This window comes from Streptomyces spiroverticillatus, from assembly GCA_014650415.1.
Taxonomy (GTDB): domain Bacteria; phylum Actinomycetota; class Actinomycetes; order Streptomycetales; family Streptomycetaceae; genus Streptomyces; species Streptomyces spiroverticillatus.
Window position 1 is genome coordinate 108,985 of record BMUX01000006.1, and the last position, 22,261, is coordinate 131,245.

Here is a 22,261-nt window from a genome sequence, read left to right on the forward strand (position 1 = left end):
CGACCCCTTGCGGGCCCCGGACGCCGGGGGTCGACTGCCCGTATGAGCACCGACCAGCCGCCGCCCGGCGTGCCGCCTGAGAACGACCCGTTCCAGAAGTACCCGCCGCCCCCGCCGCCGCAGGGCGGTGCCGGCAGCCCCTACGACCAGAGCGGAAACCTGCCCCCGTACGGAGGAGGCGGCCCCTACGACGGGGGCGCCGGCGGTTACGGCGGCGGGGGCTACGGCGGGGCCGACCCGCTGGCCGGAATGCCCCCGCTGGCCTCGCTCGGCAAGCGCTTCGTGGCCCGCCTCATCGACATGCTGATCGTCGGCATCCCGATGGGTCTGCTGGGCATCCCGTTCGGCTCGTACGAGCGGATCACCGAGACCACGGACGACTTCGGGGACACCTTCACCCAGGTCACGTCGGGCAAGAGCCTGCTCTGGTCGGTGATCGTCATCGCGGTCTACCTCGCGTACGACACGATCATGACCGCGAAGAACGGCCAGACGGTCGGCAAGCGCGTGATGGGCCTGCGGGTCGCCATGCTCAACGACGGCAGCACCCCGCAGTCCAGCGTGGCCCTGATGCGCGCCGCCGTGCTGCTGGTGCCCGCGCTGATCTGCTGCTACTGCCTGTGGTGGCTGGTCAACCTGGTGATGGTCGCCGTCGACAAGCCCTACCGGCAGGGCCTGCACGACAAGGCGGCGAAGACCGTCGTGGTCACCACCGCCTAGTACGTACGGAGTCGCTCGCCCGCGCGGTCAGCCGCGCAGCGAGTGCTCGCCCACCGAGCCCACCGAGGTGCGTGCGCGGGGTCCGGGAACCCGGACCTCGTCGTACGTCTCACAGGCGGCGGGAGCGGAGACGGCCGCAGGACCGGCGACGGTCGTGCGGGCCGTCTCTCGCGCGTTGCGGGCCCTGCGGGTGGCCGGCATCGGCACCGTCATGGCCACCAGCACCCCCAGCGCGAGAGCCGCACACGCGATGACCGCGACCCAACCGCCGGACGTGGTCTGCGAGAGCAGCAGCATGGCGAGGGTGGAGAAGACGGTCGTGAGTGCGCCGTACGTGCACTGGGCGACGGTGGGCGCGGGGACCTGGATCCGGTTCGGAGTCTGGCGCGTGAGCTGCATGGCAGTTCCGTCCTCGGAGCACGGGGGGTGGGGTCGCGGGGTCTGAGCTGACCCTACGACCATCAAGTTCCCGCAGGGAACGGCAAGTAAGCGTGACCTAACACACGGTGCCGATGCACGGGGGGCGCACAGTGTCATGCGCCCGTCCGCCCTGTGAGACGCGAGCGCCCGTGCGGCCCGGGGCCGACTGCCTCCGTCCAACTGCCTAGCGCCTACATCTATTTGATGTCAAGGACTGTCTTTTCTTCGCCAACTCCGGTCGAATGACGTCACTTGTGACGCGCGCCGCGAACGGTACCCCTCCTACCCCATCGGGATCGGCCGGCGGCCGCGGGGGAGGAACCACCAAGTGAGCAGCAAGAGACAGGTCTTCCGAGGTACGGCGATACTCGCGGCCCTCGCCGCGACGGCGGCCACCGCCTCGGTCTACGCCACCGCGCAGGCCGACGAGCGGTCCCCGGCGCCCATCGAGCGCCAGGACCCGGCGCACACGGAGACCGGCAAGGGCCACGGCCACGGTGGCAAGGGCCACCTGATCGACGGCCCGTTCAGCGCCCAGCAGGCCCAGCAGCGGCAGACCGCGCTGGAGCAGGTGATCACCGGCAAGGCCAAGACCGAGAAGCGCGGCAGCTCGCAGGTCGTCAAGCTCGGCGACAAGAAGTACGTCGAGCTGGGCCGCGAGCGCACCGACCAGATCTTCACCATCCTGGTCGAGTTCGGCGACAAGGTCGACAACACCACGATGTACGACCCGGACGGCGACGGCCCCAAGCCGCCCGTCCCGAAGTACGGCGGGACCCCCGGGCCGCTGCACAACCAGATCCCGGAGCCGGACCGCAAGAAGGACAACTCCACGGCCTGGAAGAAGGACTACAACCAGGAGCACTTCCAGAACCTGTACTTCGGTTCCGGCAAGGGCCCCGACGGCAAGCCCGTCGACTCCCTCAAGACCTACTACGAGAAGGCCTCCTCGGGCCGCTACTCGGTCGAGGGCAAGGTCACCGACTGGGTCAAGGTCGACTACAACGAGGCCCGTTACGGCTCCAACTACTGCGGCAGCGACAACTGCCCCAACGTCGAGGACCTGGTCCGCGACGGCGTCAACGCCTGGGTCGCCAAGGAGAAGGCGGCCGGCAAGACCGACGCCCAGATCAAGGCCGACCTCGCGAAGTACGACCAGTGGGACCGCACGGACCACGACAACGACGGCAACTTCAACGAGCCCGACGGCTACATCGACCACTTCCAGGTCGTGCACGCCGGTGAGGACGGCTCGGCCGGCGGCGGCGCGCAGGGCGGCGACTCGGTCTGGGCGCACCGCGGTTACGCGTACAGCCGCGACGACGGCGAGACGGGCCCGGCCGGCTTCAAGGCGGGCGGCGTAGCCGTCGGCGACACCGGCATCTGGGTCGGCGACTACACCGCGCAGCCCGAGAACGGCGGCCTGGGCGTCTTCGCCCACGAGTACGGCCACGACCTGGGCCTGCCGGACCTGTACGACACCACCAACGCCGCCGAGAACTCGGTCGGCTTCTGGTCGCTGATGTCGGCGGGCTCCTGGCTCGGTACCGCCAAGAACGAGATCGGCGACCTGCCGGGCGACATGACCGCCTGGGACAAGCTGCAGCTCGGCTGGCTGAAGTACGACAAGGCGAAGGCCGCCACGACCTCCCTGCACAAGCTGGGCGTCGCGGAGTACAACACCAAGAACCCGCAGGCCGTCGTCGTCGAACTGCCGAAGAAGAACGTCACCACCGAGGTGGTGGCGCCCGCCGAGGGCAGCAAGCAGTGGTGGTCGGACTACGGCGACAACCTCTCCAACACCCTCTCCCGTGACGTGGACCTGACGGGCAAGAAGTCCGCCTCCCTGGAGCTCAAGGGCTGGTGGAACATCGAGAAGGACTACGACTACCTGTACACCCAGGTGTCGACCGACGGTGGCGCCAGCTGGAAGACCATCGACGGCAAGGCCGACGGCCAGACCATCCCGCGCGACGGCGGCGACAAGCCCGCCCTCACGGGTGACTCGACCACGTACAAGAACCTGGTCTACCCGCTCGACGCGTACGCGGGCCAGAAGATCGGCGTCCGCTTCCGCTACAAGACCGACGGCGGCGCGGGCGGCAAGGGCTTCGCGGCCGACGCCATCTCCGTCAAGGCCGACGGCGCGGCGCTCTTCACCGACAACGCCGAGGACGCCGGTGACAACGGCTGGACCGTCCGCGGCTTCTCCAAGGTCGGCGCGTCGATCAACGGCGACTACCCGCAGTTCTACCTGGCCGAGAACCGTCAGTACGTCTCGTACGACAAGACCCTGAAGTCCGGCCCGTACAACTTCGGCTGGCGCAAGGCCGGCGACCCGAAGTACAGCTGGGTCGAGCACTACGCCTACCGCCCCGGCCTGATGGTCTGGCAGTGGGACACCTCGCAGCGCAACAACAACGTCTACGAGCACCCCGGCAAGGGCCTCCTGCTGCCGATCGACGCCAACGCCAAGCCCCTGAAGTGGGCGGACGGCAAGAACCTCAGCAACAAGATCCAGCCCTACGACGCCGCCTTCTCGTGGTGGCCGTCGGCCGGCTTCACCCTCCACAAGCTGGGCGTCCCCACCAAGATCCCCGGCCACCTGGGCACCCCGGTCTTCGACGACCGCAAGGGCACCTACTGGTACAAGGAGAACCCGACCGGGAGTGTCCAGACAACTGACACCAACACCCGGATCTCCATCGTCAGCCAGCCGCTCGACGGCCAGACGATGACCATCCTGGTGGGCAAGAGCGGTCGCTGACCGTAACTTTTAAGCCATTCCCCCAGGTCAGAGCATGATCGGCCGTCGCCCCTCTAGCGGGCGGCGGCCGATCGCGTTTAGATGCCTCTTACGTACTCACTATTGACGCGACGTCTTACGGGCCATCCCCGGAACGTCGCACGGGGGAGTGATCGGCATGTCCGCAGGAGGTTTCAACAGACTCCCGAACGGGAGCGTGGTCGTGGCCCTGACCCTGCCGCGCCCCGGCCCCACCGACACCAAGGTCCGCATCCTGGTGCACGCCGCGAACCGCGCCCGGGCCCTTACCCGCCTGCGTAACCTGGGCCTGCGCGCCGTCTACCTCCGCGGCAACACCGAACCCCCGACCCCGGACGAGATCACCGCCGTCCTCCACCACCCCGACGGCCTCCTGTGGCGCGCGGCCCCCGAATCCCGCCAGGAACTCTGGCACCCGATACGCAGCCTCATGCGCCCGGCGTCCTGAGCCCGGGAAGGCTCAGACCACCGGCTTGCCCGTGAGGGTCACGCCCGCGTCCCGCAGCTCCGCCAGGGCCTTCTCCGTGGTCGCCTCGGCGACGCCTGCCGTGAGGTCGAGGAGGACGTGGGTGGTGAAGCCCTCGTGGGCCGCGTCCAGGGCGGTGGCGCGGACGCAGTGGTCGGTGGCGATGCCCACCACGTCGACCTCGGTCACGTCGTGGGAGCGCAGCCAGGCGGCCAGGCCGATGCCGTTCTCGTCCGTGCCCTCGAAGCCGCTGTACGCCGCCGAGTGGGCGCCCTTGTCGAAGACCGCGGCTATGGCTCCGGAGGCGACCGCCGGGGCGAAGTTCGGGTGGAAGCCCACGCCCTCCGTGCCCGCCACGCAGTGCACCGGCCAGGAGTCCACGTAATCCGGTTCCACCGAGAAGTGCGGGCCCGGGTCGATGTGGTGGTCGCGGGTGGCGACGACGTACCGGTAGCACGCCTGGGCCTCGCCGACCAGGTCGGTGATCGCGGCGGCCACGTCGGCGCCGCCCGCGACCGCGAGGCTGCCGCCCTCGCAGAAGTCGTTCTGCACGTCGACGACGATCAAGGCGCGGTGCATGGGGCTTCCTCACGTGGTGGGCGGGCGGTCGGGGCGGTCCCTACCGAGGGTAGGGACTCCGGCCGCCGTGCGGGAGTGGGCATCGGAGGGGGAGCGGCGGTCAGACGTACTCGGTGGGGATCACCGGCTCGCCCCGGGAGAGCTGGACCGAGGACATGGGGAGCGCCGAGCGGGCCGCCGTGTGGCGGTCGCGGGCCGCGTCCAGGGGTTCGCGGGCGACGACCTGGCCGGACTTGACCAGTTCGACCTGGAGCTGGTGGTCGAGCAGATCGGAGGGGACCGGTCCGGTGCCGATGACCTCGGCCTCCGCGATGCCGTCCGGGCCCGGGCGGCGGGCCGCCCACTTGCGGCCGCCGCGCGAGGACTTCGCGCCCATCGACTTCTTCGCCACCGGGATCAACGGCGCCTTGGGGTCGGCGGACTGGGCGCGGGCGACCAGCTTGTAGACCATCGAGCAGGTGGGGTGGCCGCTGCCGGTGACCAGCTGGGTGCCGACTCCGTACGCGTCCACGGGCGCCGCCGCGAGCGAGGCGATGGCGTACTCGTCCAGGTCGGAGGTGACGACGATCTTGGTCTTGGTGGCGCCGAGCGCGTCCAGCTGCTGGCGGACCCGGTGGGCCACCAGAAGGAGATCGCCGGAGTCGATCCGTACCGCTCCGAGCTCGGGGCCCGCGACCTCCACGGCCGTGCGGACGGCCTCGGTCACGTCGTACGTGTCGACGAGGAGGGTCGTGCCGCTGCCCAGGGAGTTGACCTGGGCCTGGAAGGCGTCGCGCTCGTTGTCGTGGAGCAGGGTGAAGGCGTGCGCGGAGGTGCCGACGGTGGGGATGCCGTAGCGGAAGCCCGCCGCGAGGTCCGAGGTGGAGGCGAAGCCGCCGACGTACGCGGCACGGGCCGAGGCCACGGCGGACAGCTCGTGGGTGCGGCGGGCGCCCATCTCGATCAGCGGGCGGCCGCCGGCCGAGGCCGACATCCGGGAGGCCGCGGCGGCGATGGCCGAGTCGTGGTTGAGGATCGAGAGGATGACCGTTTCGAGGAGTACGCACTCGGCGAAGCTGCCCTCGACGCGCAGGATCGGCGAGCCCGGGAAGTAGACCTCGCCCTCTGGGTAGCCCCAGATGTCGCCGTTGAAGCGGTACGAGGCGAGCCAGGCGAGGGTCGGCTCGTCGACGATCTTCTGTTCGCGGAGGAAGGCGATCACGTCCGCGTCGAAGCGGAAGTTCTCCACGGCGTCCAGCACACGGCCCGTACCTGCGACGACGCCGTAGCGGCGGCCGGAGGGCAGGCGGCGGGTGAAGACCTCGAAGACGGAACGCCGGTCGGCGGTGCCCGCGCGCAGCGCCGCCTGGAGCATGGTCAGCTCGTACTGGTCGGTGAAGAGAGCCGTCGAGGGAACATCCACCGGCAGCCCGAGATCCGCTGTGTTCATACGACGGATGCTACCCCCGATCTCGTCAGAGTGACGAAATCTAATGGCGGATGTGGGGCCGTTTGTGCGACGGCCCCTGTGCGGTGGCAGCATGGGAAGGGTGAGTGTCGCCCCCGTAGAGATCGAACGCCCCGAGTCGGCCGAGGAGACGTTCCTCGTCCCCGAGCCGGACACCCCCTGGGTGACCCTGGTCCACAACGACCCGGTCAACCTGATGAGTTACGTGTCGTACGTCTTCCAGACGTACTTCGGGTATTCCAAGGAGAAGGCGAAGAAGCTGATGCTCGACGTCCACCACAAGGGGCGCGCGGTCGTCTCGGCGGGCAGCCGCGAGGAGATGGAACGCGACGTGCAGGCGATGCACGGGTACGGACTGTGGGCGACCCTCTCCCAGGACCGCACCTGATGGCCGGCTACTTCGAGGCGGTCCCCGGCGGCGGCGCGGCCATCGCCCTGGACACCGTCGAGACGTCCATCCTGCGCTCGCTGGCCGTGCAGCTCCTGGAGCTGATCGGCCCCGGCGACGAGCCCGTCGAGGGCGCCGACCCGCTGGCCGCGCTCTTCGCCGAGGGCCCGAGCGAGGCCCCCGCCGACCCGGCGCTGGCCCGCCTCTTCCCCGAGGCGTACGTCGATCCGCGCAGCGAACCCGACGCCGAGGCGCGGGCCGCCTCCGCCGAGTTCCGCCGTTTCACCGAGAACGACCTGCGCACCCGCAAGCGCGAGGACGCCCTGTCCGTCGTACGGAACCTCGACGCGCTGGCCTCGGCGGCGGGCGACGGCGAGCCCGGACTCGTACTGAAACTTACCCCCGAGGAGTCCCGGCGCTGGCTGGGCACCCTCAACGACCTGCGCCTGACCATCGCCTCCCGGCTCGACATCACCGAGGAGGACGAGAGCGAGGAGCTGTACCGGCTCCCCGACGAGGACCCGCGCAAGCCGATGGTGATGGCGTACCTGTGGCTGGGCGGGATGCAGGAGACGCTCGTCGAGACGCTGATGCCCTGAGCGAGGGCACCGCGCGTGAAGGCCGCGTATCGAAGTGTGGACACGATGTGTTCGCTCAGCGGACGCTCAAATCCGAATAACGGTTGGGTCAAAGTCCCCTGCACGCTTTGCCGTGGCAGGGGACTTTTGTCCCCTTTTGGCTGTGCGATACGGCACAAATCACTGATCGATCACCCCGGTCGGCGTGATAAATCTGCACGACCACCCACGGACGCCACCCCTGTCCCGTGGGGGCGCTGACGCCGGTCGAACCCGGCGATGCACTCCATCCACATCCGGGGGCACCCGCCCCGACGAAGGATCGTCACAGTCGATCCGAGCCGCGCACCGCTTGCGAGAACGGCCGGATCGCATGGAGAAAGGCGCACGATCATGACCTCAGTGCAGGTCGACAAGAAGCACGGCGACGGCAGTGAGGCCGAGGGCGCGACCGAGGACGGCTCGGGCGAGGGCTACCAGCGAGGACTCGGCGCCCGCCAGATCCAGATGATCGCCATCGGCGGCGCCATCGGAACGGGCCTCTTCCTCGGCGCGGGCAAGGGCATCTCCAAGGCGGGACCCAGCCTGATCCTCGCGTACGCCATCGCGGGCCTGGTCATCTTCTTCATCATGCGGGCGCTCGGCGAGCTGCTCATGTACCGCCCGGTGTCGGGCTCCTTCTCGGAGTACGCCCGCGAGTTCCTCGGCCCCTTCTTCGGGTTCGTGACCGGCTGGACGTACTGGCTGTTCTGGGTCGTCACGGGCATCACGGAAGTCACCGCCGCCTCCGAGTACATGCAGTACTGGACCAAGGACGCCACCGGCTGGATCAACCAGCCGCAATGGGTGTTCGCCCTGATCTTCACCGTCGTCCTCTTCGGCGCGAACCTCATCTCCGTGAAGCTCTTCGGCGAGCTGGAGTTCTGGTTCTCGATGGTCAAGGTGACGGCCATCATCGGCATGATCCTGATCTGCGCCGGAATCCTGACGATCGGCTTCTCGGACGCCGGCGACACCGCGTCGGTCTCGCTGCTGTGGTCCGAGGGCGGGTTCTTCCCCAAGGGCATCGGCTCGACGCTGATGACGCTCCAGATGGTGATGTTCGCGTTCCTGGCCGTCGAGCTGGTCGGTGTGACCGCCGGTGAGTCCAAGGACCCGAAGACCGTTCTGCCGAAGGCCATCAACACCGTGCCGTGGCGCATCGCCGTCTTCTACGTCGGCGCGCTGATCATGATCCTGTCGGTCGTCCCGTGGACCCACTTCAAGCCCGGGATCTCGCCGTTCGTCGCGGCCTTCGAGAAGATGGGCCTGGGCGTCGGCGCCGCCATTGTCAACTTCGTCGTCCTGACCGCGGCCCTGTCCTCCTGCAACTCGGGCATGTACTCCACGGGCCGCATGCTGCGTGACCTGGCCCTCAACGGCCAGGCCCCGAAGTTCTTCACCAAGCTCACCGACCGGGGTCTCCCGCTGGCGGGCACGTCCTTCTCCGCCGCGCTGATGCTGGTCGGCGTGTGGATCAACTACCAGTGGCCGGGCGAGGCGTTCAACTACGTCGTCTCCTTCGCGACCATCTCCGGCATGTGGGCCTGGATCATGATCCTCTGCTCGCAGATCAAGTACCGCCGGATGTCGAACGCGGGCCTGCTGCCGAAGTCGACCTTCCGGGCGCCGGGGGCTCCGTGGACGAGCTGGTTCGCGCTCGCCTTCATCGGCATGGTCATCGTGCTGATGGGCATCGACAAGGATGCGCGGATCTCGCTGAAGTGCGCACCGTTCTGGGCGCTGCTGCTCGGTGTTTCGTACCTGATCATGAAGGCCCGCAACCCGGAGAAGTTCGCGGCCAAGAAGTAGGTCCGCTCCTGGTCCGTCTTGCGATGTGGTCCCGTCCGTACCATCCCTCGGTACGGGCGGGACCCTTTGCATATCCTGGCCGCATGCTGACCATTTCCCGGACGGTTTACGACCAGATCGTGGCCCATGCGCGTGCCGACCACCCCGACGAGGCGTGCGGCGTGGTCGCCGGTCCCGAGGGCACCGGCCGCCCCGAGCGCTTCATTCCGATGCTGAACGCGGCCCGCTCTCCCACCTTCTACGAGTTCGACTCGGGCGATCTGCTGAAGCTGTACCGGGAGATGGACGACCGGGACGAGGAGCCGGTGATCGTCTACCACTCGCACACGGCGACGGAGGCGTATCCGTCGCGGACGGACGTGACGTACGCGAATGAGCCGGGGGCGCACTATGTCCTGGTGTCCACCGCTGACACGGACGGGCTCGGGGACTTCCAGTTCCGGTCGTATCGGATCGTGGACGGGGTCATCACGGAGGAGCCGGTCGAGGTGGTGGGGTAGGTCCCCCGTGCGGGGTGGGTGGATGGTTGCGGTTCCTGCCGGGGGCTTCGCCCCCGGACCCCCGATTTCGCCCCAGCCCCGCCCCTTCACCTAAAGCGCTCGCCGCGCGGCTGGGTGGGTGGCGTTCTGCGCAGTTCCCCGCGCCCCTGAAAGGGGCGCGGGGAACTGCGCGACCAGCCACAATGCACCCGCACGGAACCGTCCACAGCCCCGCGGGTTTAGGTGAAGGGGCGGGGCTGGGGCAAACCCACCGCGCTACCGGGTGCCGACCCACACAGGGCCCGCCCCGGCACGGGGCACACCACCCCCGGGCGGCCAAGCCCGAAGCACCCCCCCCGGGCGGACGCCCACCCCCTCACTCCCAGGTGAGACACTGTGCCCGACCTGGGCGGCAGCCCCCAGGAAGCCGGTGAAATTCCGGCACGGTCCCGCCACTGTGACCGCGACGCACGATCCCCCGCGTCCGGAAGCCAGGAACTGACCTGCCGCCTCTCATCCGCATCAGGGGACGAGGTATCCCCGGAGGAGGCCCCACCGCCATGCCCGTGCACCGTCACGCCCGCCGCGCGCTCGTCATAGCCGCCGCAGCCGCCGCCCTGCTCCCCCTCACCGCCTGCGGCAGCGACCAGCCCGGCGAGAAGAAGCCGCAGGCCAAGGCCGCCAAGGGCTTCCCGTACACCGTCGAGAACTGCGGTGTGAAGACCACCTTCACCAAGGCCCCCGAGCGCGCCCTCCCGATGAACCAGCACGCGACCGAGGTCCTCCTGGAACTCGGCCTCGCCAAGTCCATCACCGGCAGCGCCTACCTCGACGACAAGGTCCTGCCGAAGTACGAGAAGGAGTACGCGGCGATCCCGGTCGTCGCCAAGGAGTACCCCTCCAAGGAGAAGCTCCTCGCCGCCAACCCCGACTTCGTCTACGGCGGTTACGCCTCCGCCTTCGACCCCAAGCAGGGCCGCAGCCGCGAGGACCTCAAGAAGTCCGGCATCGAGTCCCGCCTGAACATCGAGTACTGCACCGAGGGCTCCAGCGCCATCGACGACATCTACCGCGAGGTCTCCGAGACCGGCCGCACCTTCGGCGTCGGCGAGCGCGCCGACAAGTGGGTCGCCGACGCCAAGAAGATCATCGGGGACACCGAGAAGCAGCTGAAGAGCGTGCAGCCGGTCAGCGTCTTCGCGTACGACAGCGGCGACAAGACCGCCTCCACCACCGGCGGCAAGGGCATCGCCAACGAGATGATCACCCGGGCCGGCGGCAAGAACGTCATGGCGGACATCCCCAAGTCCTTCACGGACGCCTCCTGGGAGCAGGTCGTCACCCGCAAGCCCGACGTCATCATGATCATCGATTATGGGTCGACGACCGTCGAGCAGAAGAAGAAGCGGCTGCTGGACGACCCCGCGCTGAAGGACGTGCCCGCGATCAAGAACAAGAAGTTCGCGGTCATGCCCCTGTCCGAACTGGTCGTCGGCGTCCGCGCCCCCGCCGCCATCGAACGGCTCGCCCTCCAGCTCCACCCCGAGCTGAAGAAGTAGTCCAGCCGTGAGCTGCAAGACCCCGCCCGCCCGCGGGCCGCTGCGCTACACCCTCGTCCTCACGGTCCTCGCCGCCGCCCTCGCGGCGGCGATGATCGCGGGGCTGGCCCTCGGGCAGGTCCGCATCCCCGCCGGGCAGGTCGTCGAGATCGTCACCGGCCAGGCCGATCCGAGTCCCTTCCGCACGATCGTGCTCGACGTGCGCATGCCGCGCGTCCTGCTCGGCGCGATCGTCGGGGCCGGGCTCGCCGTGGTCGGTACGGTCCTCCAGGCGCTCGTACGCAATCCACTCGCCGACCCGTACCTGCTCGGAATCTCCTCCGGGGCGTCGGCGGGCGTCGTGCTGGTCATCGTCTTCGGGATCGGCAGCGGGCTGGGGCTCGCGACCACCGTGACCATGCCCGCCGGGGCCTTCGCAGGGTCGCTCCTGGCGCTCGTCCTCGTGTACACGCTGGCCCGCCGGGGCGGGCAGATGACCGGCACCCGGCTGGTGCTGGCGGGCGTGGCCGTCGCGTACATCCTGTCCGCGCTGACCAGCCTGGTCATGGTCACCTCCGCCAAGCGGGAGCACTTCCAGGAGGCCATGTACTGGACGCTCGGCGGACTCGGCAGCGCCCGGTGGGACATGCTGCTGCTGCCCGCCGTCGTGCTCGCCGCCGGAACCTGCCTGCTCGTCGCCCTCGCCAGGCCGCTCGACCTGATGCTGGTGGGGGAGGAGGGGGCCACCGTCCTCGGCCTCGACACCTCGCGCTTCCGGGCGGGGGTTTTCGTACTGACCTCGCTGGTCACCGGGGTGCTGGTGTCCGTGTCCGGGGCGATCGGCTTCATCGGGCTGCTGGTTCCGCACGCCGCCCGCATGCTGGTCGGGGCCTCGCACCGCACCCTGCTGCCGGTCGTCGCGCTCGCCGGGGCCGCCTTCCTGGTCCTCGCCGACCTCGGCGCCCGTGTCATCGCCGAGCCGCAGGACATCCCGGTCGGCATCCTCACCGCCCTGATCGGCGGCCCGTTCTTCCTGTGGCTGCTGCGCCGCAGGCCCGAGGGCACCCCCGCGTGACCCCCGAAGGAGCCCCCGCATGAGCCACCTGCGTACCGAAGGACTCTCGTACGGCATCGACGGCCGCCACCTCGTCGACTCCGTCGACATCGAGGCCCGGCCCGGCGAGACCGTCGGCCTCGTCGGGCCCAACGGGAGTGGGAAGACCACCCTCCTGCGGTGTGTGTACGGCACCCTCGCGCCCACCCACGGCCGCGCCCTCCTCGACGGCGAGGACCTGCACGCCATGGGCGCCAAGAAGCGCGCCCAAAGGCTCGCGACCGTCCCGCAGGACGGGCAGGCGGTGTTCGAGCTGACCGTCCGCGAGGTCGTCGCCATGGGCCGCTCCCCGCACAAGAAGTTCTGGGAGGCCGACACCGCCGCCGATCAGATGCATGTGCGCGAGGCCCTGGACCGGGTCGGGATCGGTGCGCTCGCCGACCGCGCCTTCCCCTCCCTCTCCGGCGGCGAGCGTCAACGCGCCCTCGTGGCAAGGGCGTTGGTGCAGGAGCCCGCCCTCGTCGTCCTCGACGAGCCGACCAACCACCTAGACATCCGCTACCAGCTCGAAGTGCTCAGCCTCGTACGCGACTTGGGGACCACCAACCTCCTCGCCCTGCACGACCTCAACCTCGCCGCCTACTACTGCGACCGCCTCTACGTCCTCGACACCGGCCGCATCGTCGCCGACGGCACCCCCGAAGAGGTCCTCACCCCCGACCTCCTCAAGCGGGTGTACGGGGTGAATGCCGAGGTCAGCGTGCATCCGACGACCGGTGCGCCCACCGTGGTCTACCTGCCGCCGTCCCCCTGAAGTCCACCTGACGGACGGGATCGTCTCGACAGCCGAGATCGCATGCCGGGATTCGGGCCGGGAATCTATACGATGACCGCATGGTTGCCCACGACGTGACAGCGAAGACGACGCCGAGCACAGTGCTGCTCGTAGCGCGCCTGCACGTCGACCTGTGCAGGCTCGACAGCGCCATCTGTACCGCCGCCTGACCCGCACCGACGCCACACCCGAGACGTGACCCCCCTGCGCGGGGGACGAAATGCCGCGCGCCCCGCACACGTACCCCTGTACGCACGCACTCCCGACAGGAGCCCACGCCATGGCCATCGAGGTCCGCATCCCCACCATCCTCCGCACCCACACCGACGGCGCGAAGGCCGTCGAGGGCAACGGGGCCACCCTCGCCGACCTCTTCGCCGACCTGGAGACCCGCCACACCGGCATCCAGGAGCGCATCGTCGAGAAGGACAAGGGCGAGCTGCGCCGCTTCGTCAACGTCTACCTCAACGACGAGGACGTCCGCTTCCTCGACGGCATCGCCACCAAGCTGGCCGACGGCGACAGCGTGACGATCCTGCCCGCCGTCGCGGGCGGCTCGCGCTGACATGCGGTACGACTCCCCGCTCGCCGCGGTCGGCAACACCCCGCTGGTACGCCTGCCGCGCCTCTCGCCCTCCGACGACGTCCGCATCTGGGCCAAGCTGGAGGACCGCAACCCGACCGGCTCGATCAAGGACCGCCCGGCGCTCCACATGGTCGAACAGGCCGAGAAGGACGGCCGGTTGACACCCGGCTGCACCATCCTGGAGCCCACCAGCGGCAACACCGGCATCTCCCTGGCGATGGCCGCCAAGCTCAAGGGCTACCGCATCGTCTGCGTGATGCCCGAGAACACCTCGCAGGAGCGCCGCGACCTGCTCGCCATGTGGGGCGCGGAGATCATCTCCTCCCCGGCGGCCGGCGGCTCCAACACGGCCGTCCGCGTCGCCAAGGAGCTCAGCTCCGAGCACCCGGACTGGGTGATGCTCTACCAGTACGGCAACGCCGACAACGCGGGCGCCCACTACGCGACGACCGGCCCGGAGATCCTCACCGACCTCCCCTCGATCACCCACTTCGTCGCAGGTCTCGGCACCACCGGCACCCTCATGGGCGTCGGCCGCTACCTCCGCGAGCACAAGCCCGACGTGAAGATCGTCGCCGCCGAGCCGCGCTACGACGACCTCGTCTACGGCCTGCGCAACCTCGACGAGGGCTTCGTCCCCGAGCTGTACGACGCCTCCGTCCTCACCACCCGCTTCTCCGTGGGCTCCGCCGACGCGGTCACCCGCACCCGCGAGCTCCTCCAGCAGGAGGGCATCTTCGCGGGCGTCTCCACGGGCGCGGCCCTGCACGCCGCGATCGGCGTCGGTAAGAAGGCGCTCAAGGCAGGGGAGTCCGCCGACATCGCCTTCGTCGTCGCCGACGGCGGCTGGAAGTACCTCTCCACGGGCGTCTACACGGCCCCCACCACCGAGGCCGCCATCGAGACCCTGCACGGCCAGCTCTGGGCGTGACGGTCCGCTGCGGTACACGAAGGGGCCCGCGCCATCGGGAATGGCGCGGGCCCCTTCTCGTACCGTACGAACGAACTAGGCGACCGGCACCTTCGTGCCGCCCTGCGCCGAAACCGGGGCGGGCCTGCCCACCTTGCGGCGCAGACGCTGCGGCATCTTCCGGTTCAGCCACGTCGCGGCGGGCTCCTCCACGTACCGGAACAGCGCCCACGACAGCGCGACCACCACGACCGCGCACCCGGCCATGTCGAGCAGCACGCTGTTGTCGTCCCCGGCCCGGCCCCAGGCGTACGTCGCCAGGCGCGAGATCGAGTGGTGGATCAGGTAGAAGCCGTACGACCAGGCGCCCAGCAGGATCAGCGAGGGCTTGTTCAGCACCCCGCGGTGGCCGTTGATCTCCCGCTGCACGAACGCCAGGATGATCAGCAGCGACAGCACCGCCATGATCGGCCGGATCGTGTAGTCGAGCTGCGCGACGACCGGCTCGGGCAGGCTCGCCCGGCCCGTGTAGTACCCCCACACGTACAGCGCGAGCAGCACGACGGGGACGAACGGGCGCAGCGGCAGCCGCCAGCCGCGCCGCACCGCCAGTGCGACCGTCATGCCGAGCAGGAACTGCGGCAGGTAGACGATGGGGTTCCGCATGATCCAGCCCTCGAAGGAGGGCTCGAAGGTGGCCGCCGCCCACCAGTTCACCGCCCACATCCCGACCAGACCGGCCACCGTCGCGAGCGCCAGCGTGCGGGTGCGGAAACGCACCGCGATGCGTGCGGCCAGCGGGAACAGGGCGTAGAAGAGCAGCTCGACGCTGAGCGTCCAGGTCACCTCGTTGCCCGGCAGAGTGGGCGTCACGCCCGGGAACCACGTCTGCACCAGGAACAGCGAGGCGACCAGGCTCGGCCAGTCGATGTGCTCGTGCGCCGCGATGTAGTACGCGTAGAAGCCGAGGATCGCGGCCACCAGCGAGGCCGGCCAGATCCGCGCCATGCGCCGCCAGTAGAAGGCCACCGGGTGTTCCTGCGGTTTGAACACCCACGTCAGCAGGAACCCGGAGAGCACGAAGAAGAAAGTGACCCCGTGCCCGCCGATCATCGAGTACGGGAAGATCGCGGGCGCCGTGCCGTAGCCGGTCTTGTTGCCGAGCCCCGTGAAGTGGTGCGCGAACACGGCGAACGCGGCGAAGAATCTCAGGCTGGTGAGCGAGTCGAGCCGGTTCGGCAGCGCCGCCGGGGCGGCGGAGGAACGGAACGGGGCGGGGACGAGGCCGGGGCGTGGAGCGGTGAGCGTCGCAGTCACAGGCTTCTCAAGGCATCGGGGACGGGGGAACGCCGTGCGGAGCGGCAGGGTCGAGCATGTCGTGGGGACGGGCCGGGACCGGTCGATCCTGTCCGTCTGTCCAGGTGGGGCACCTGTCATGACGTCTGCCGCATGTGCACAACGCCACCGTTTGGGACGAGGCTACCGGGACATACGGGGTGTTCACTCACGCGAGTGAGATACGGGGAACGTACATCCGGTTCGATCTTGGGGCAGGGGTGTGCCGGGGGAGCGGGGAGCCGATGCCGCTCGTGCGCAAACCTTGTGCTCAGTTGGTGAGGTGCCTGACCTGGTCCCACACGGTGGGGTCCGCGACGCCGACCCGGCGGCGGAAGTCCCACAGCGCCACGTCCCGCAGCTCGTCCGTCTCCAGGAAACTCGGCCGCCCCTGGGCGTCGCCCACCGAACCCGGCGGCAGCGGGATCACACCCTGCCGGTCGTGGTGCCACTTGCTGGTGATCTTCGCGACGAGGGCGTCCTCGGCCCGCACGCTCAGCACCAGGCACGGCCGGTCCTTCGACCCCGGTCCGTCCTCGTACGGAACCTCCGCCCACCAGATCTCGCCGGGCTGCGGCAGCCGCTTGGGCAGCTTGCCGGGCCTGCGCCGCGGGCCGGTCGGCCGCCCCGGCGGCCGGGTGCGCCCACCGGGACGCTGCTGTCCCCTGCGGGCCTTGCGCCCCCGCCCCCACCCGTCGGTCAGCGCCGCTATGAGTGCGACCACGACCACGCCGAGCAGCGCCAGCCACCACGAGGTATCCATGCGCCCGACGGTACCGGGCCCCTCCGCCCTCGTCGCGTCGGACGGCACGAGCGCCCCGTAGGGGCGCGGGGAACTGCGCGACCAGCCACGACGCTCCCGCACGGAGCCGCGCACTTGCCCCGCGGGTTGAGGTGAAGGGGCGGGGCTGGGGACCCCCTTGCCCCAGCGGGCAGACCCAAGCCTCCCGGCACGGGCAAGGACCCCGGCCCCCGACCCGAGCCGCCCCCGGCCCAGGAGCACGAGGCCGAGCCCCGCAAACCTCGCCCCCCCCGCGGCCCGAGCCCCGGCGGCCCGCGGTCAACACCGCCCCCCACGCCCCCAGTTCACGCCCCCCGAACCGGTGACGCCCCAGGTGAGTTGCCCCACAACGGCCCCCGGCCGAGGAGCGGGCCCCCTCCCCGCGCCGTACGCTCGAACCCTTCCCCGTACCCCCACCCGCACCCACGGAGGCCCAGCTCAATGAAGCTCACCGTCGTCGGCTGCTCGGGGTCGTTCCCCTCCACGGAATCGGCCTGTTCGAGCTACCTCGTCGAGGCCGACGGCTTCCGGCTGCTGCTCGACATGGGCAATGGCGCCCTCGGCGAGCTCCAGCGCCACATCGGTCTCTACGACCTGGACGCGATCTTCCTCAGCCACCTCCACGCCGACCACTGCATCGACATGACGGCGTACTTCGTCACCCGCTACTACCGCCACGACGGCGGCATGGCCCCCGCCCTCCCCGTCTACGCCCCCGAGGGCGCCGAGGAGCGCCTCACCACGGCGCACGGCGCGACTCCCACCCCGGACTCCATGAGCAGGGTCTTCGACTTCCACACCCTCAAGCCGGGCAGCTTCGACATCGGCCCGTTCTCCGTGCGTACGGAGAAGGTGCGCCACCCGGTCGAGACGTACGGCATCCGCCTGGAGCACGGCGGCCGGACCCTGACGTACTCCGGGGACACCGGCCCCTGCGAGGCCCTGCACGAGCTGGCCGAGGGCGCCGACCTCTTCCTCTGCGAGGCCTCCTTCCTGTACGGCAAGGAGGACATCCCGGACCTGCACCTCAACGGCCGGGAGGCCGGCGAGCACGCCGCCCGCGCGGACGTCGGCCGCCTCGTCCTCACCCACATCCCCCCGTGGACCGACGAGCAGCGCAACCTCGCCGACGCCCGCGACGCCTTCCACGGCCCGGCCGAGGTGGCCCGCCGGGGTGCGGTCTACGAGGTCTGAGCCCGTACCCGTAACAGGGAACACGAAAGGGCCCCGGAACCGATCACCGGTTCCGGGGCCCTTCCTCATGCGTACCGCGTGCTTACTTGGCTTCCGCCTTCTGCAGCTCCGCCAGCTCCTCGTCGGACTCGCGGCCCGGCGTCGGAATGTTGAACTTCGTGATCGCGAAGCGGAACAGGAAGTAGTAGACGACCGCGAAGCAGAGGCCGACCAGCGCCAGACCCAGCGGGTTCGTCGCCTTGCCGAGGTTCAGCAGGTAGTCGATCAGACCGGCCGAGAAGCCGAAGCCGTCCTTCATGCCGAGCGCCCAGGTCAGGGCCATGGAGACACCGGTCAGCACCGCGTGGATCGCGTACAGCGCCGGGGCCAGGAACATGAAGGTGAACTCGATGGGCTCGGTCACGCCGGTGATGAAGGCGGTCAGCGCGAGCGAGAACATCATGCCGCCGACGATCTTGCGACGCTCGGGGCGGGCGCAGTGGACGATCGCGAGGCAGGCCGCCGGGAGGGCGAACATCATGATCGGGAAGAAGCCGGTCATGAACTGTCCGGCGGACGGGTCGCCCTGCAGGAAGCGGGCGATGTCGCCGCTCTTGCCCTCGAAGGAACCGGCCTGGAACCACGGGAAGGAGTTCAGCAGGTGGTGCATGCCGACCGGGATGAGCGCACGGTTGGCGACACCGAAGATGCCCGCGCCGACCGCGCCGGAGCCGACCAGCCACTCACCGAAGTTGTGCAGGGCGGTGCCCAGGACCGGCCAGATGTAGCCGAAGACGATGCCGGTGACCAGACCCGCGAAGGCGGAGAGGATCGGGACCAGACGACGGCCGCCGAAGAAGCCGGCCCAGTCGGGCAGCTTGGTCCGGTAGAACTTCTGGTAGAGCAGGGCCACGATGATGCCCATCACGACACCGCCGAGGACACCGGCGTTGACCGGGGCCTCGTTCATGACGATCTTGCCGTCGACGACTGCGGCGACCTTCGGCAGGTTGCCGTCGGTGAAGGTGGCGAGCACCTTCTGGAAGACCAGGTAGCCCGTGACCGCGGCGAGCGCCGTGGAGCCGTCCGACTTCTTCGCGAAGCCGATGGCGATGCCGACGGCGAACAGGATCGCCATGTTGCTGATGATCGCGTCGCCGCCCGCGAACATGAAGCCCGCGATCTTCTGGATGAAGGTCGGGAAGTTCTCGCGGCCGAGCATGTCCGGCTGGCCGAGGCGGATGAGCAGCGCGCCGGCGGGCAGCACGGCGACCGGCAGCATCAAGCTGCGGCCGATGCGCTGCATGACGGCCATGGCGCCCGCGCCCTTCTTCTTGTCGGCCGCGGGGGCGGCGGCGGTGGCCTTGGACATCTGATCCTCCATGGGGGCAAGGCGCCGCCAGGGGACATGAAGAAGTTGGGACGGCGGCGTCTCCGGGGGGTACGCGGCCCGAGGACTTCGGGGTCGCGTGGTCTAAACCACTCAGTGGTTTAGACCAGTTGTAACACGATGAGGGCGAGATAAGGAACCTGCGATTCCGGTCGACCGCTCATAACGTAAGGAAACAGACAAAGACCCCCGGACCGCGAGGGTCCGAGGGCCTGTGGGGGAGAGGACTAAGCCCTCTAACCCATTGCCGTATACAGCTACTTGGTGGCTGTGTGCGCGGGCGCGCGCTACTTGAAGTTCTCCTTCTCCATCTCCGCGATCTCCTCGTCCGACTCCCGCCCCGGAGTCTTCAGGTTGAACTTGGTGATCACGAAGCGGAACAGCCCGTAGTAGACCGCCGCGAACGCCAGACCCACCGGGATCAGCAGCGCGGGCTTGGTCGCCTTGCTCCAGTTCAGCAGGTAGTCGAAGAGGCCCGCGGAGAAGGTGAAGCCCTCCCGGATGCCCATCGCCCAGGTCACCGCCATCGACACACCCGTCAGCACCGCGTGGATCGCGTACAGCGCCGGCGCCAGGTACACGAAGGAGAACTCGATCGGCTCCGTCACACCCGTCACGAACGACGTCAGCGCCAGCGACATCATCATGCCCATCGTCGCCTTGCGCCGCTCCGGCCGCGCACAGTGCGCGATGGCCAGACAGGCCGCCGGGAGCGCGAACATCATGATCGGGTAGAAGCCGGTCGTGAACATGCCCGCCGACGAGTCGCCCGCCAGGAAGCGGAACACGTCGCCGTGCACCTCCTCGCCGCCCTCGGGGGTGAAGGACCCGAACTGGTACCACGCGAAGGTGTTCAGCAGCATGTGCATGCCGAACGGGATCAGCGCCCTGTTCAGCACGCCGAAGATGCCCGAACCCCACGCCCCCATGCTGGAGAGCCACTCCGCGAACGAGTTCAGCCCGTCGCCGATCGGCTGCCACCCGTACCCGAAGACCACGGCCAGCAGCACCGACACGAACGACATGACCACCGGGATGAAGCGCCGCCCCGAGAAGAAGCCCAGCCAGTCGGGCAGCCGGATGCGGTGGTACTTCTCCCAGACCTTCGCCGTGATCAGACCCACGATCACGCCGCCCAGCACACCCGGGTTCACGGCCTTCGTCGTCACCTTGTCCACGAACGCCGCGTCCAGCACGCTCTTGAACACCATGTACGCGACCACCGCCGCGAACGCGGTCGAGCCGTCCGACTTCTTCGCGAAGCCGATCGCCACACCGACGCAGAACAGCAGCGGCATGTTGTCGATGATGCCGCCGCCCGCGCCCGCGAAGATCGCGGCGAGCTTGTCCCAGCCCAGACCGTCCTTGCCGAACACGTCCGGCTGGCCGATCCGCATCAGCAGACCGGCCGCGGGCAGCGCCGCCACCGGCAGCTGAAGGCTGCGCCCCAGCTTCTGGAGGCCGCCCAGGGTGATCTGCTTCCAGCTCTTCTTCGGCTTCGGAGGCTTCGACCGAGCCTCGACTGAGTCCGAACTCATCGACGTCCTCCCGGATGCGGCACATGGGGTGCAAGGGGTGCAGAAGGGAAGCGGGGGGTGTGGAACAAGCCAGTCCGCTTGGGTGTTGCACACTGGTGTAGACCAGTTGCGATACGGTCCCGGAGTACGACTGACCACGCACCACCGGTGATCGTCATCTTTCGCCACCGCCCCCAGGCGCGCCCGAGAAGTTGGGCCAACCGTGGGTTAACGTGACAAAGCGGCCAACGCTGGGCCGACGCGGCGTGACGCAGCGACCTTTGACCACTCAAGGAGAAACACCATGGCCACCAAGGCTGAGAAGATCGTCGCCGGGCTCGGCGGGCTCGACAACATCGAAGAGGTCGAGGGCTGCATCACGCGCCTGCGCACCGAGGTCGTCGACGCCGACCTCGTCGACGAGGCCGCGCTCAAGGCCGCCGGCGCCCACGGCGTCGTCAAGATGGGCACCGCCATCCAGGTCGTCATCGGCACCGACGCCGACCCGATCGCCGGCGAGATCGAAGACATGATGTAGTCACGGACCCCCGTGACCCGCCGAGGGCCCGTTTCCAGCCACGGAGACGGGCCCTCAGGCATGACCGGAACAGCCCCTTCACCCGCAGCGACTAGGCTCGACCCATGTCTCGAATCGACGGCCGCACCCCCGAACAGCTCCGCCCGGTCACCATCGAACGCGGATGGAGCAAGCACGCCGAGGGCTCCGTCCTCGTCTCCTTCGGCGACACCAAGGTCTTCTGCACCGCCTCCTTCACCGAAGGCGTCCCCCGCTGGCGCAAGGGCAGCGGCGAAGGCTGGGTCACCGGCGAGTACTCGATGCTCCCGCGCGCCACCAACACCCGCGGCGACCGCGAATCCGTACGAGGCAAGATCGGCGGCCGTACGCACGAAATCAGCCGCCTGATCGGCCGCTCCCTGCGCGCCGTCATCGACTACAAGGCCCTCGGCGAGAACACCATCGTCCTGGACTGCGACGTCCTCCAGGCCGACGGCGGCACCCGCACCGCCGCCATCACCGGCGCCTACGTCGCCCTCGCCGACGCCATCGCCTGGGGCAAGTCCAAGAAGCTCATCAAGCCGGGCCGCGAGCCGCTGACCGGCACCGTCTCCGCCGTCTCCGTCGGCATCGTCGACGGCGTCCCGCTCCTCGACCTCTGCTACGAGGAGGACGTGCGCGCCGACACCGACATGAACGTCGTCTGCACCGGCGACGGCCGCTTCGTCGAGGTCCAGGGCACCGCCGAGGCCGAGCCCTTCGACCGCAAGGAGCTCAACGCCCTCCTCGACCTCGCCGCCGGCGGCTGCGCCGACCTCTCCGCGCTCCAGGCACGTGCGCTGGCAACCGTGGACACCCCCGACGCGTCCTGACAGTCACGGGCGTACGGCTTGAACCCCGTACGCCCGTCCA

22 protein-coding genes, 1 pseudogene and 1 riboswitch are annotated in these 22,261 nt (G+C 69.4%); of the genes and pseudogenes, 16 read left to right on the forward strand and 7 right to left on the reverse strand.

Translation table 11 applies throughout. The features are described from left to right. Positions 1 to 42 precede the first annotated feature (42 nt). Positions 43 to 720, forward strand: a complete 678-nt coding sequence (locus IE269_RS17720; protein WP_189823973.1) for an RDD family protein — start codon at positions 43 to 45, stop codon at positions 718 to 720. A 27-nt stretch (positions 721 to 747) separates the two neighbouring features. On the opposite strand, the gene IE269_RS17725 is transcribed toward IE269_RS17720, so the two are convergent. After that, complete coding sequence (locus IE269_RS17725) at positions 748 to 1,119, reverse strand: hypothetical protein (protein WP_189823974.1); 372 nt, start codon at positions 1,117 to 1,119, stop codon at positions 748 to 750. A gap of 349 nt (positions 1,120 to 1,468) precedes the next feature. On the opposite strand from IE269_RS17725, the gene IE269_RS17730 reads away from it, so the two are divergent. After that, positions 1,469 to 3,907 (forward strand): immune inhibitor A domain-containing protein, encoded by a 2,439-nt coding sequence (locus tag IE269_RS17730; protein ID WP_189823975.1) that lies wholly within the window; start codon positions 1,469 to 1,471, stop codon positions 3,905 to 3,907. Positions 3,908 to 4,064: 157 nt separating this feature from the next. After that, on the forward strand, positions 4,065 to 4,373 hold the full coding sequence (locus IE269_RS17735) for a hypothetical protein (protein ID WP_189823976.1): 309 nt from the start codon (positions 4,065 to 4,067) through the stop codon (positions 4,371 to 4,373). 12 nt (positions 4,374 to 4,385) lie between these two features. On the opposite strand, the gene IE269_RS17740 is transcribed toward IE269_RS17735, so the two are convergent. Both IE269_RS17740 and IE269_RS17745 read right to left on the reverse strand, forming a co-directional pair. Continuing rightward, a complete protein-coding gene (locus IE269_RS17740) occupies positions 4,386 to 4,970 on the reverse strand; it encodes an isochorismatase family protein (RefSeq protein ID WP_189823977.1) in 585 nt (194 codons plus the stop codon). 100 nt (positions 4,971 to 5,070) lie between these two features. Next, entirely contained in the window at positions 5,071 to 6,399 is a 1,329-nt protein-coding gene (locus IE269_RS17745) for a nicotinate phosphoribosyltransferase (protein WP_189823978.1), read from the reverse strand. 91 nt (positions 6,400 to 6,490) lie between these two features. Between IE269_RS17745 and clpS the strand changes: the two genes are divergently transcribed. The 10 genes from clpS (at position 6,491) to IE269_RS17790 (ending at position 14,657) form a co-directional block, all read left to right on the forward strand. Beyond that, positions 6,491 to 6,805: an ATP-dependent Clp protease adapter ClpS gene (gene clpS / locus IE269_RS17750; RefSeq protein ID WP_189823979.1), complete on the forward strand. Its 315-nt coding sequence runs from the start codon at positions 6,491 to 6,493 to the stop codon at positions 6,803 to 6,805. After that, positions 6,805 to 7,404 carry a DUF2017 domain-containing protein gene (locus IE269_RS17755; RefSeq protein ID WP_189823980.1) on the forward strand — a complete coding sequence of 200 codons (600 nt, stop codon included), beginning with the start codon at positions 6,805 to 6,807 and terminating at the stop codon, positions 7,402 to 7,404. The genes clpS and IE269_RS17755 overlap by 1 nt, the downstream gene beginning before the upstream one ends. 372 nt (positions 7,405 to 7,776) lie before the next feature. Continuing rightward, the gene (locus tag IE269_RS17760; protein ID WP_189823981.1) at positions 7,777 to 9,234 is read left to right on the forward strand and encodes an amino acid permease; all 1,458 of its coding nucleotides are present in this window, start codon (positions 7,777 to 7,779) and stop codon (positions 9,232 to 9,234) included. Positions 9,235 to 9,317: 83 nt separating this feature from the next. After that, complete coding sequence (locus IE269_RS17765) at positions 9,318 to 9,734, forward strand: M67 family metallopeptidase (RefSeq protein WP_189823982.1); 417 nt, start codon at positions 9,318 to 9,320, stop codon at positions 9,732 to 9,734. Positions 9,735 to 10,133: 399 nt separating this feature from the next. Then, positions 10,134 to 10,214, forward strand: a riboswitch (cobalamin riboswitch). A gap of 59 nt (positions 10,215 to 10,273) precedes the next feature. After that, the gene (locus tag IE269_RS17770; protein ID WP_189823983.1) at positions 10,274 to 11,272 is read left to right on the forward strand and encodes an ABC transporter substrate-binding protein; all 999 of its coding nucleotides are present in this window, start codon (positions 10,274 to 10,276) and stop codon (positions 11,270 to 11,272) included. 7 nt (positions 11,273 to 11,279) lie between these two features. Then, positions 11,280 to 12,326: a FecCD family ABC transporter permease gene (locus tag IE269_RS17775; protein WP_189823984.1), complete on the forward strand. Its 1,047-nt coding sequence runs from the start codon at positions 11,280 to 11,282 to the stop codon at positions 12,324 to 12,326. A 19-nt stretch (positions 12,327 to 12,345) separates the two neighbouring features. After that, a complete protein-coding gene (locus IE269_RS17780) occupies positions 12,346 to 13,119 on the forward strand; it encodes an ABC transporter ATP-binding protein (RefSeq protein ID WP_189823985.1) in 774 nt (257 codons plus the stop codon). An 80-nt stretch (positions 13,120 to 13,199) separates the two neighbouring features. Continuing rightward, positions 13,200 to 13,310, forward strand: coding sequence for a putative leader peptide (locus IE269_RS43210; RefSeq protein WP_318299655.1), 111 nt, complete (start codon positions 13,200 to 13,202; stop codon positions 13,308 to 13,310). 110 nt (positions 13,311 to 13,420) lie between these two features. Next, entirely contained in the window at positions 13,421 to 13,705 is a 285-nt protein-coding gene (locus tag IE269_RS17785; RefSeq protein ID WP_189823986.1) for a MoaD/ThiS family protein, read from the forward strand. 1 nt (position 13,706) lies between these two features. Beyond that, complete coding sequence (locus tag IE269_RS17790; protein ID WP_189823987.1) at positions 13,707 to 14,657, forward strand: PLP-dependent cysteine synthase family protein; 951 nt, start codon at positions 13,707 to 13,709, stop codon at positions 14,655 to 14,657. A 75-nt stretch (positions 14,658 to 14,732) separates the two neighbouring features. Here the strand turns inward: IE269_RS17790 and IE269_RS17795 are convergent, their stop codons facing one another. Both IE269_RS17795 and IE269_RS17800 read right to left on the reverse strand, forming a co-directional pair. Then, entirely contained in the window at positions 14,733 to 15,953 is a 1,221-nt protein-coding gene (locus IE269_RS17795; RefSeq protein ID WP_189823988.1) for an acyltransferase family protein, read from the reverse strand. A 289-nt stretch (positions 15,954 to 16,242) separates the two neighbouring features. Continuing rightward, positions 16,243 to 16,734: a type II toxin-antitoxin system PemK/MazF family toxin gene (locus tag IE269_RS17800; protein ID WP_189823989.1), complete on the reverse strand. Its 492-nt coding sequence runs from the start codon at positions 16,732 to 16,734 to the stop codon at positions 16,243 to 16,245. Between the two features lie 459 nt (positions 16,735 to 17,193). Here IE269_RS17800 and IE269_RS17805 point away from each other — a divergent pair, with 459 nt between their 5' ends. After that, on the forward strand, positions 17,194 to 17,946 hold the full coding sequence (locus tag IE269_RS17805; protein ID WP_189823990.1) for an MBL fold metallo-hydrolase: 753 nt from the start codon (positions 17,194 to 17,196) through the stop codon (positions 17,944 to 17,946). 82 nt (positions 17,947 to 18,028) lie between these two features. Here the strand turns inward: IE269_RS17805 and IE269_RS17810 are convergent, their stop codons facing one another. After that, positions 18,029 to 19,297 (reverse strand): PTS transporter subunit EIIC, encoded by a 1,269-nt coding sequence (locus IE269_RS17810; RefSeq protein WP_189823991.1) that lies wholly within the window; start codon positions 19,295 to 19,297, stop codon positions 18,029 to 18,031. A gap of 305 nt (positions 19,298 to 19,602) precedes the next feature. After that, positions 19,603 to 20,853, reverse strand: coding sequence for a PTS transporter subunit EIIC (locus tag IE269_RS17815; protein ID WP_189823993.1), 1,251 nt, complete (start codon positions 20,851 to 20,853; stop codon positions 19,603 to 19,605). Between the two features lie 244 nt (positions 20,854 to 21,097). Here IE269_RS17815 and IE269_RS17820 point away from each other — a divergent pair. After that, positions 21,098 to 21,370, forward strand: a pseudogene (locus IE269_RS17820) (PTS sugar transporter subunit IIB); the annotation flags it as partial. Positions 21,371 to 21,474: 104 nt separating this feature from the next. After that, positions 21,475 to 22,221: a ribonuclease PH gene (gene rph / locus IE269_RS17825; protein WP_189823996.1), complete on the forward strand. Its 747-nt coding sequence runs from the start codon at positions 21,475 to 21,477 to the stop codon at positions 22,219 to 22,221. Positions 22,222 to 22,261 lie beyond the last annotated feature (40 nt).

Bases quoted from the DNA above. Each gene is read 5' to 3' on its own strand.
- IE269_RS17735 (WP_189823976.1), top strand. From the start codon at position 4,065: ATGTCCGCAGGAGGTTTCAACAGACTCCCGAACGGGAGCGTGGTCGTG.
- IE269_RS17780 (WP_189823985.1), top strand. From the start codon at position 12,346: ATGAGCCACCTGCGTACCGAAGGACTCTCGTACGGCATCGACGGCCGC.
- IE269_RS43210 (WP_318299655.1), top strand. From the start codon at position 13,200: ATGGTTGCCCACGACGTGACAGCGAAGACGACGCCGAGCACAGTGCTG.
- rph (WP_189823996.1), top strand. From the start codon at position 21,475: ATGTCTCGAATCGACGGCCGCACCCCCGAACAGCTCCGCCCGGTCACC.
- IE269_RS17765 (WP_189823982.1), top strand. From the start codon at position 9,318: ATGCTGACCATTTCCCGGACGGTTTACGACCAGATCGTGGCCCATGCG.
- IE269_RS17720 (WP_189823973.1), top strand. From the start codon at position 43: ATGAGCACCGACCAGCCGCCGCCCGGCGTGCCGCCTGAGAACGACCCG.
- IE269_RS17745 (WP_189823978.1), bottom strand. From the start codon at position 6,399: ATGAACACAGCGGATCTCGGGCTGCCGGTGGATGTTCCCTCGACGGCT.
- IE269_RS17805 (WP_189823990.1), top strand. From the start codon at position 17,194: ATGAAGCTCACCGTCGTCGGCTGCTCGGGGTCGTTCCCCTCCACGGAA.
- IE269_RS17785 (WP_189823986.1), top strand. From the start codon at position 13,421: ATGGCCATCGAGGTCCGCATCCCCACCATCCTCCGCACCCACACCGAC.
- clpS (WP_189823979.1), top strand. From the start codon at position 6,491: ATGGGAAGGGTGAGTGTCGCCCCCGTAGAGATCGAACGCCCCGAGTCG.
- IE269_RS17800 (WP_189823989.1), bottom strand. From the start codon at position 16,734: ATGGATACCTCGTGGTGGCTGGCGCTGCTCGGCGTGGTCGTGGTCGCA.
- IE269_RS17790 (WP_189823987.1), top strand. From the start codon at position 13,707: ATGCGGTACGACTCCCCGCTCGCCGCGGTCGGCAACACCCCGCTGGTA.
- IE269_RS17815 (WP_189823993.1), bottom strand. From the start codon at position 20,853: ATGAGTTCGGACTCAGTCGAGGCTCGGTCGAAGCCTCCGAAGCCGAAG.
- IE269_RS17755 (WP_189823980.1), top strand. From the start codon at position 6,805: ATGGCCGGCTACTTCGAGGCGGTCCCCGGCGGCGGCGCGGCCATCGCC.
- IE269_RS17760 (WP_189823981.1), top strand. From the start codon at position 7,777: ATGACCTCAGTGCAGGTCGACAAGAAGCACGGCGACGGCAGTGAGGCC.
- IE269_RS17725 (WP_189823974.1), bottom strand. From the start codon at position 1,119: ATGCAGCTCACGCGCCAGACTCCGAACCGGATCCAGGTCCCCGCGCCC.
- IE269_RS17740 (WP_189823977.1), bottom strand. From the start codon at position 4,970: ATGCACCGCGCCTTGATCGTCGTCGACGTGCAGAACGACTTCTGCGAG.
- IE269_RS17770 (WP_189823983.1), top strand. From the start codon at position 10,274: ATGCCCGTGCACCGTCACGCCCGCCGCGCGCTCGTCATAGCCGCCGCA.
- IE269_RS17810 (WP_189823991.1), bottom strand. From the start codon at position 19,297: ATGTCCAAGGCCACCGCCGCCGCCCCCGCGGCCGACAAGAAGAAGGGC.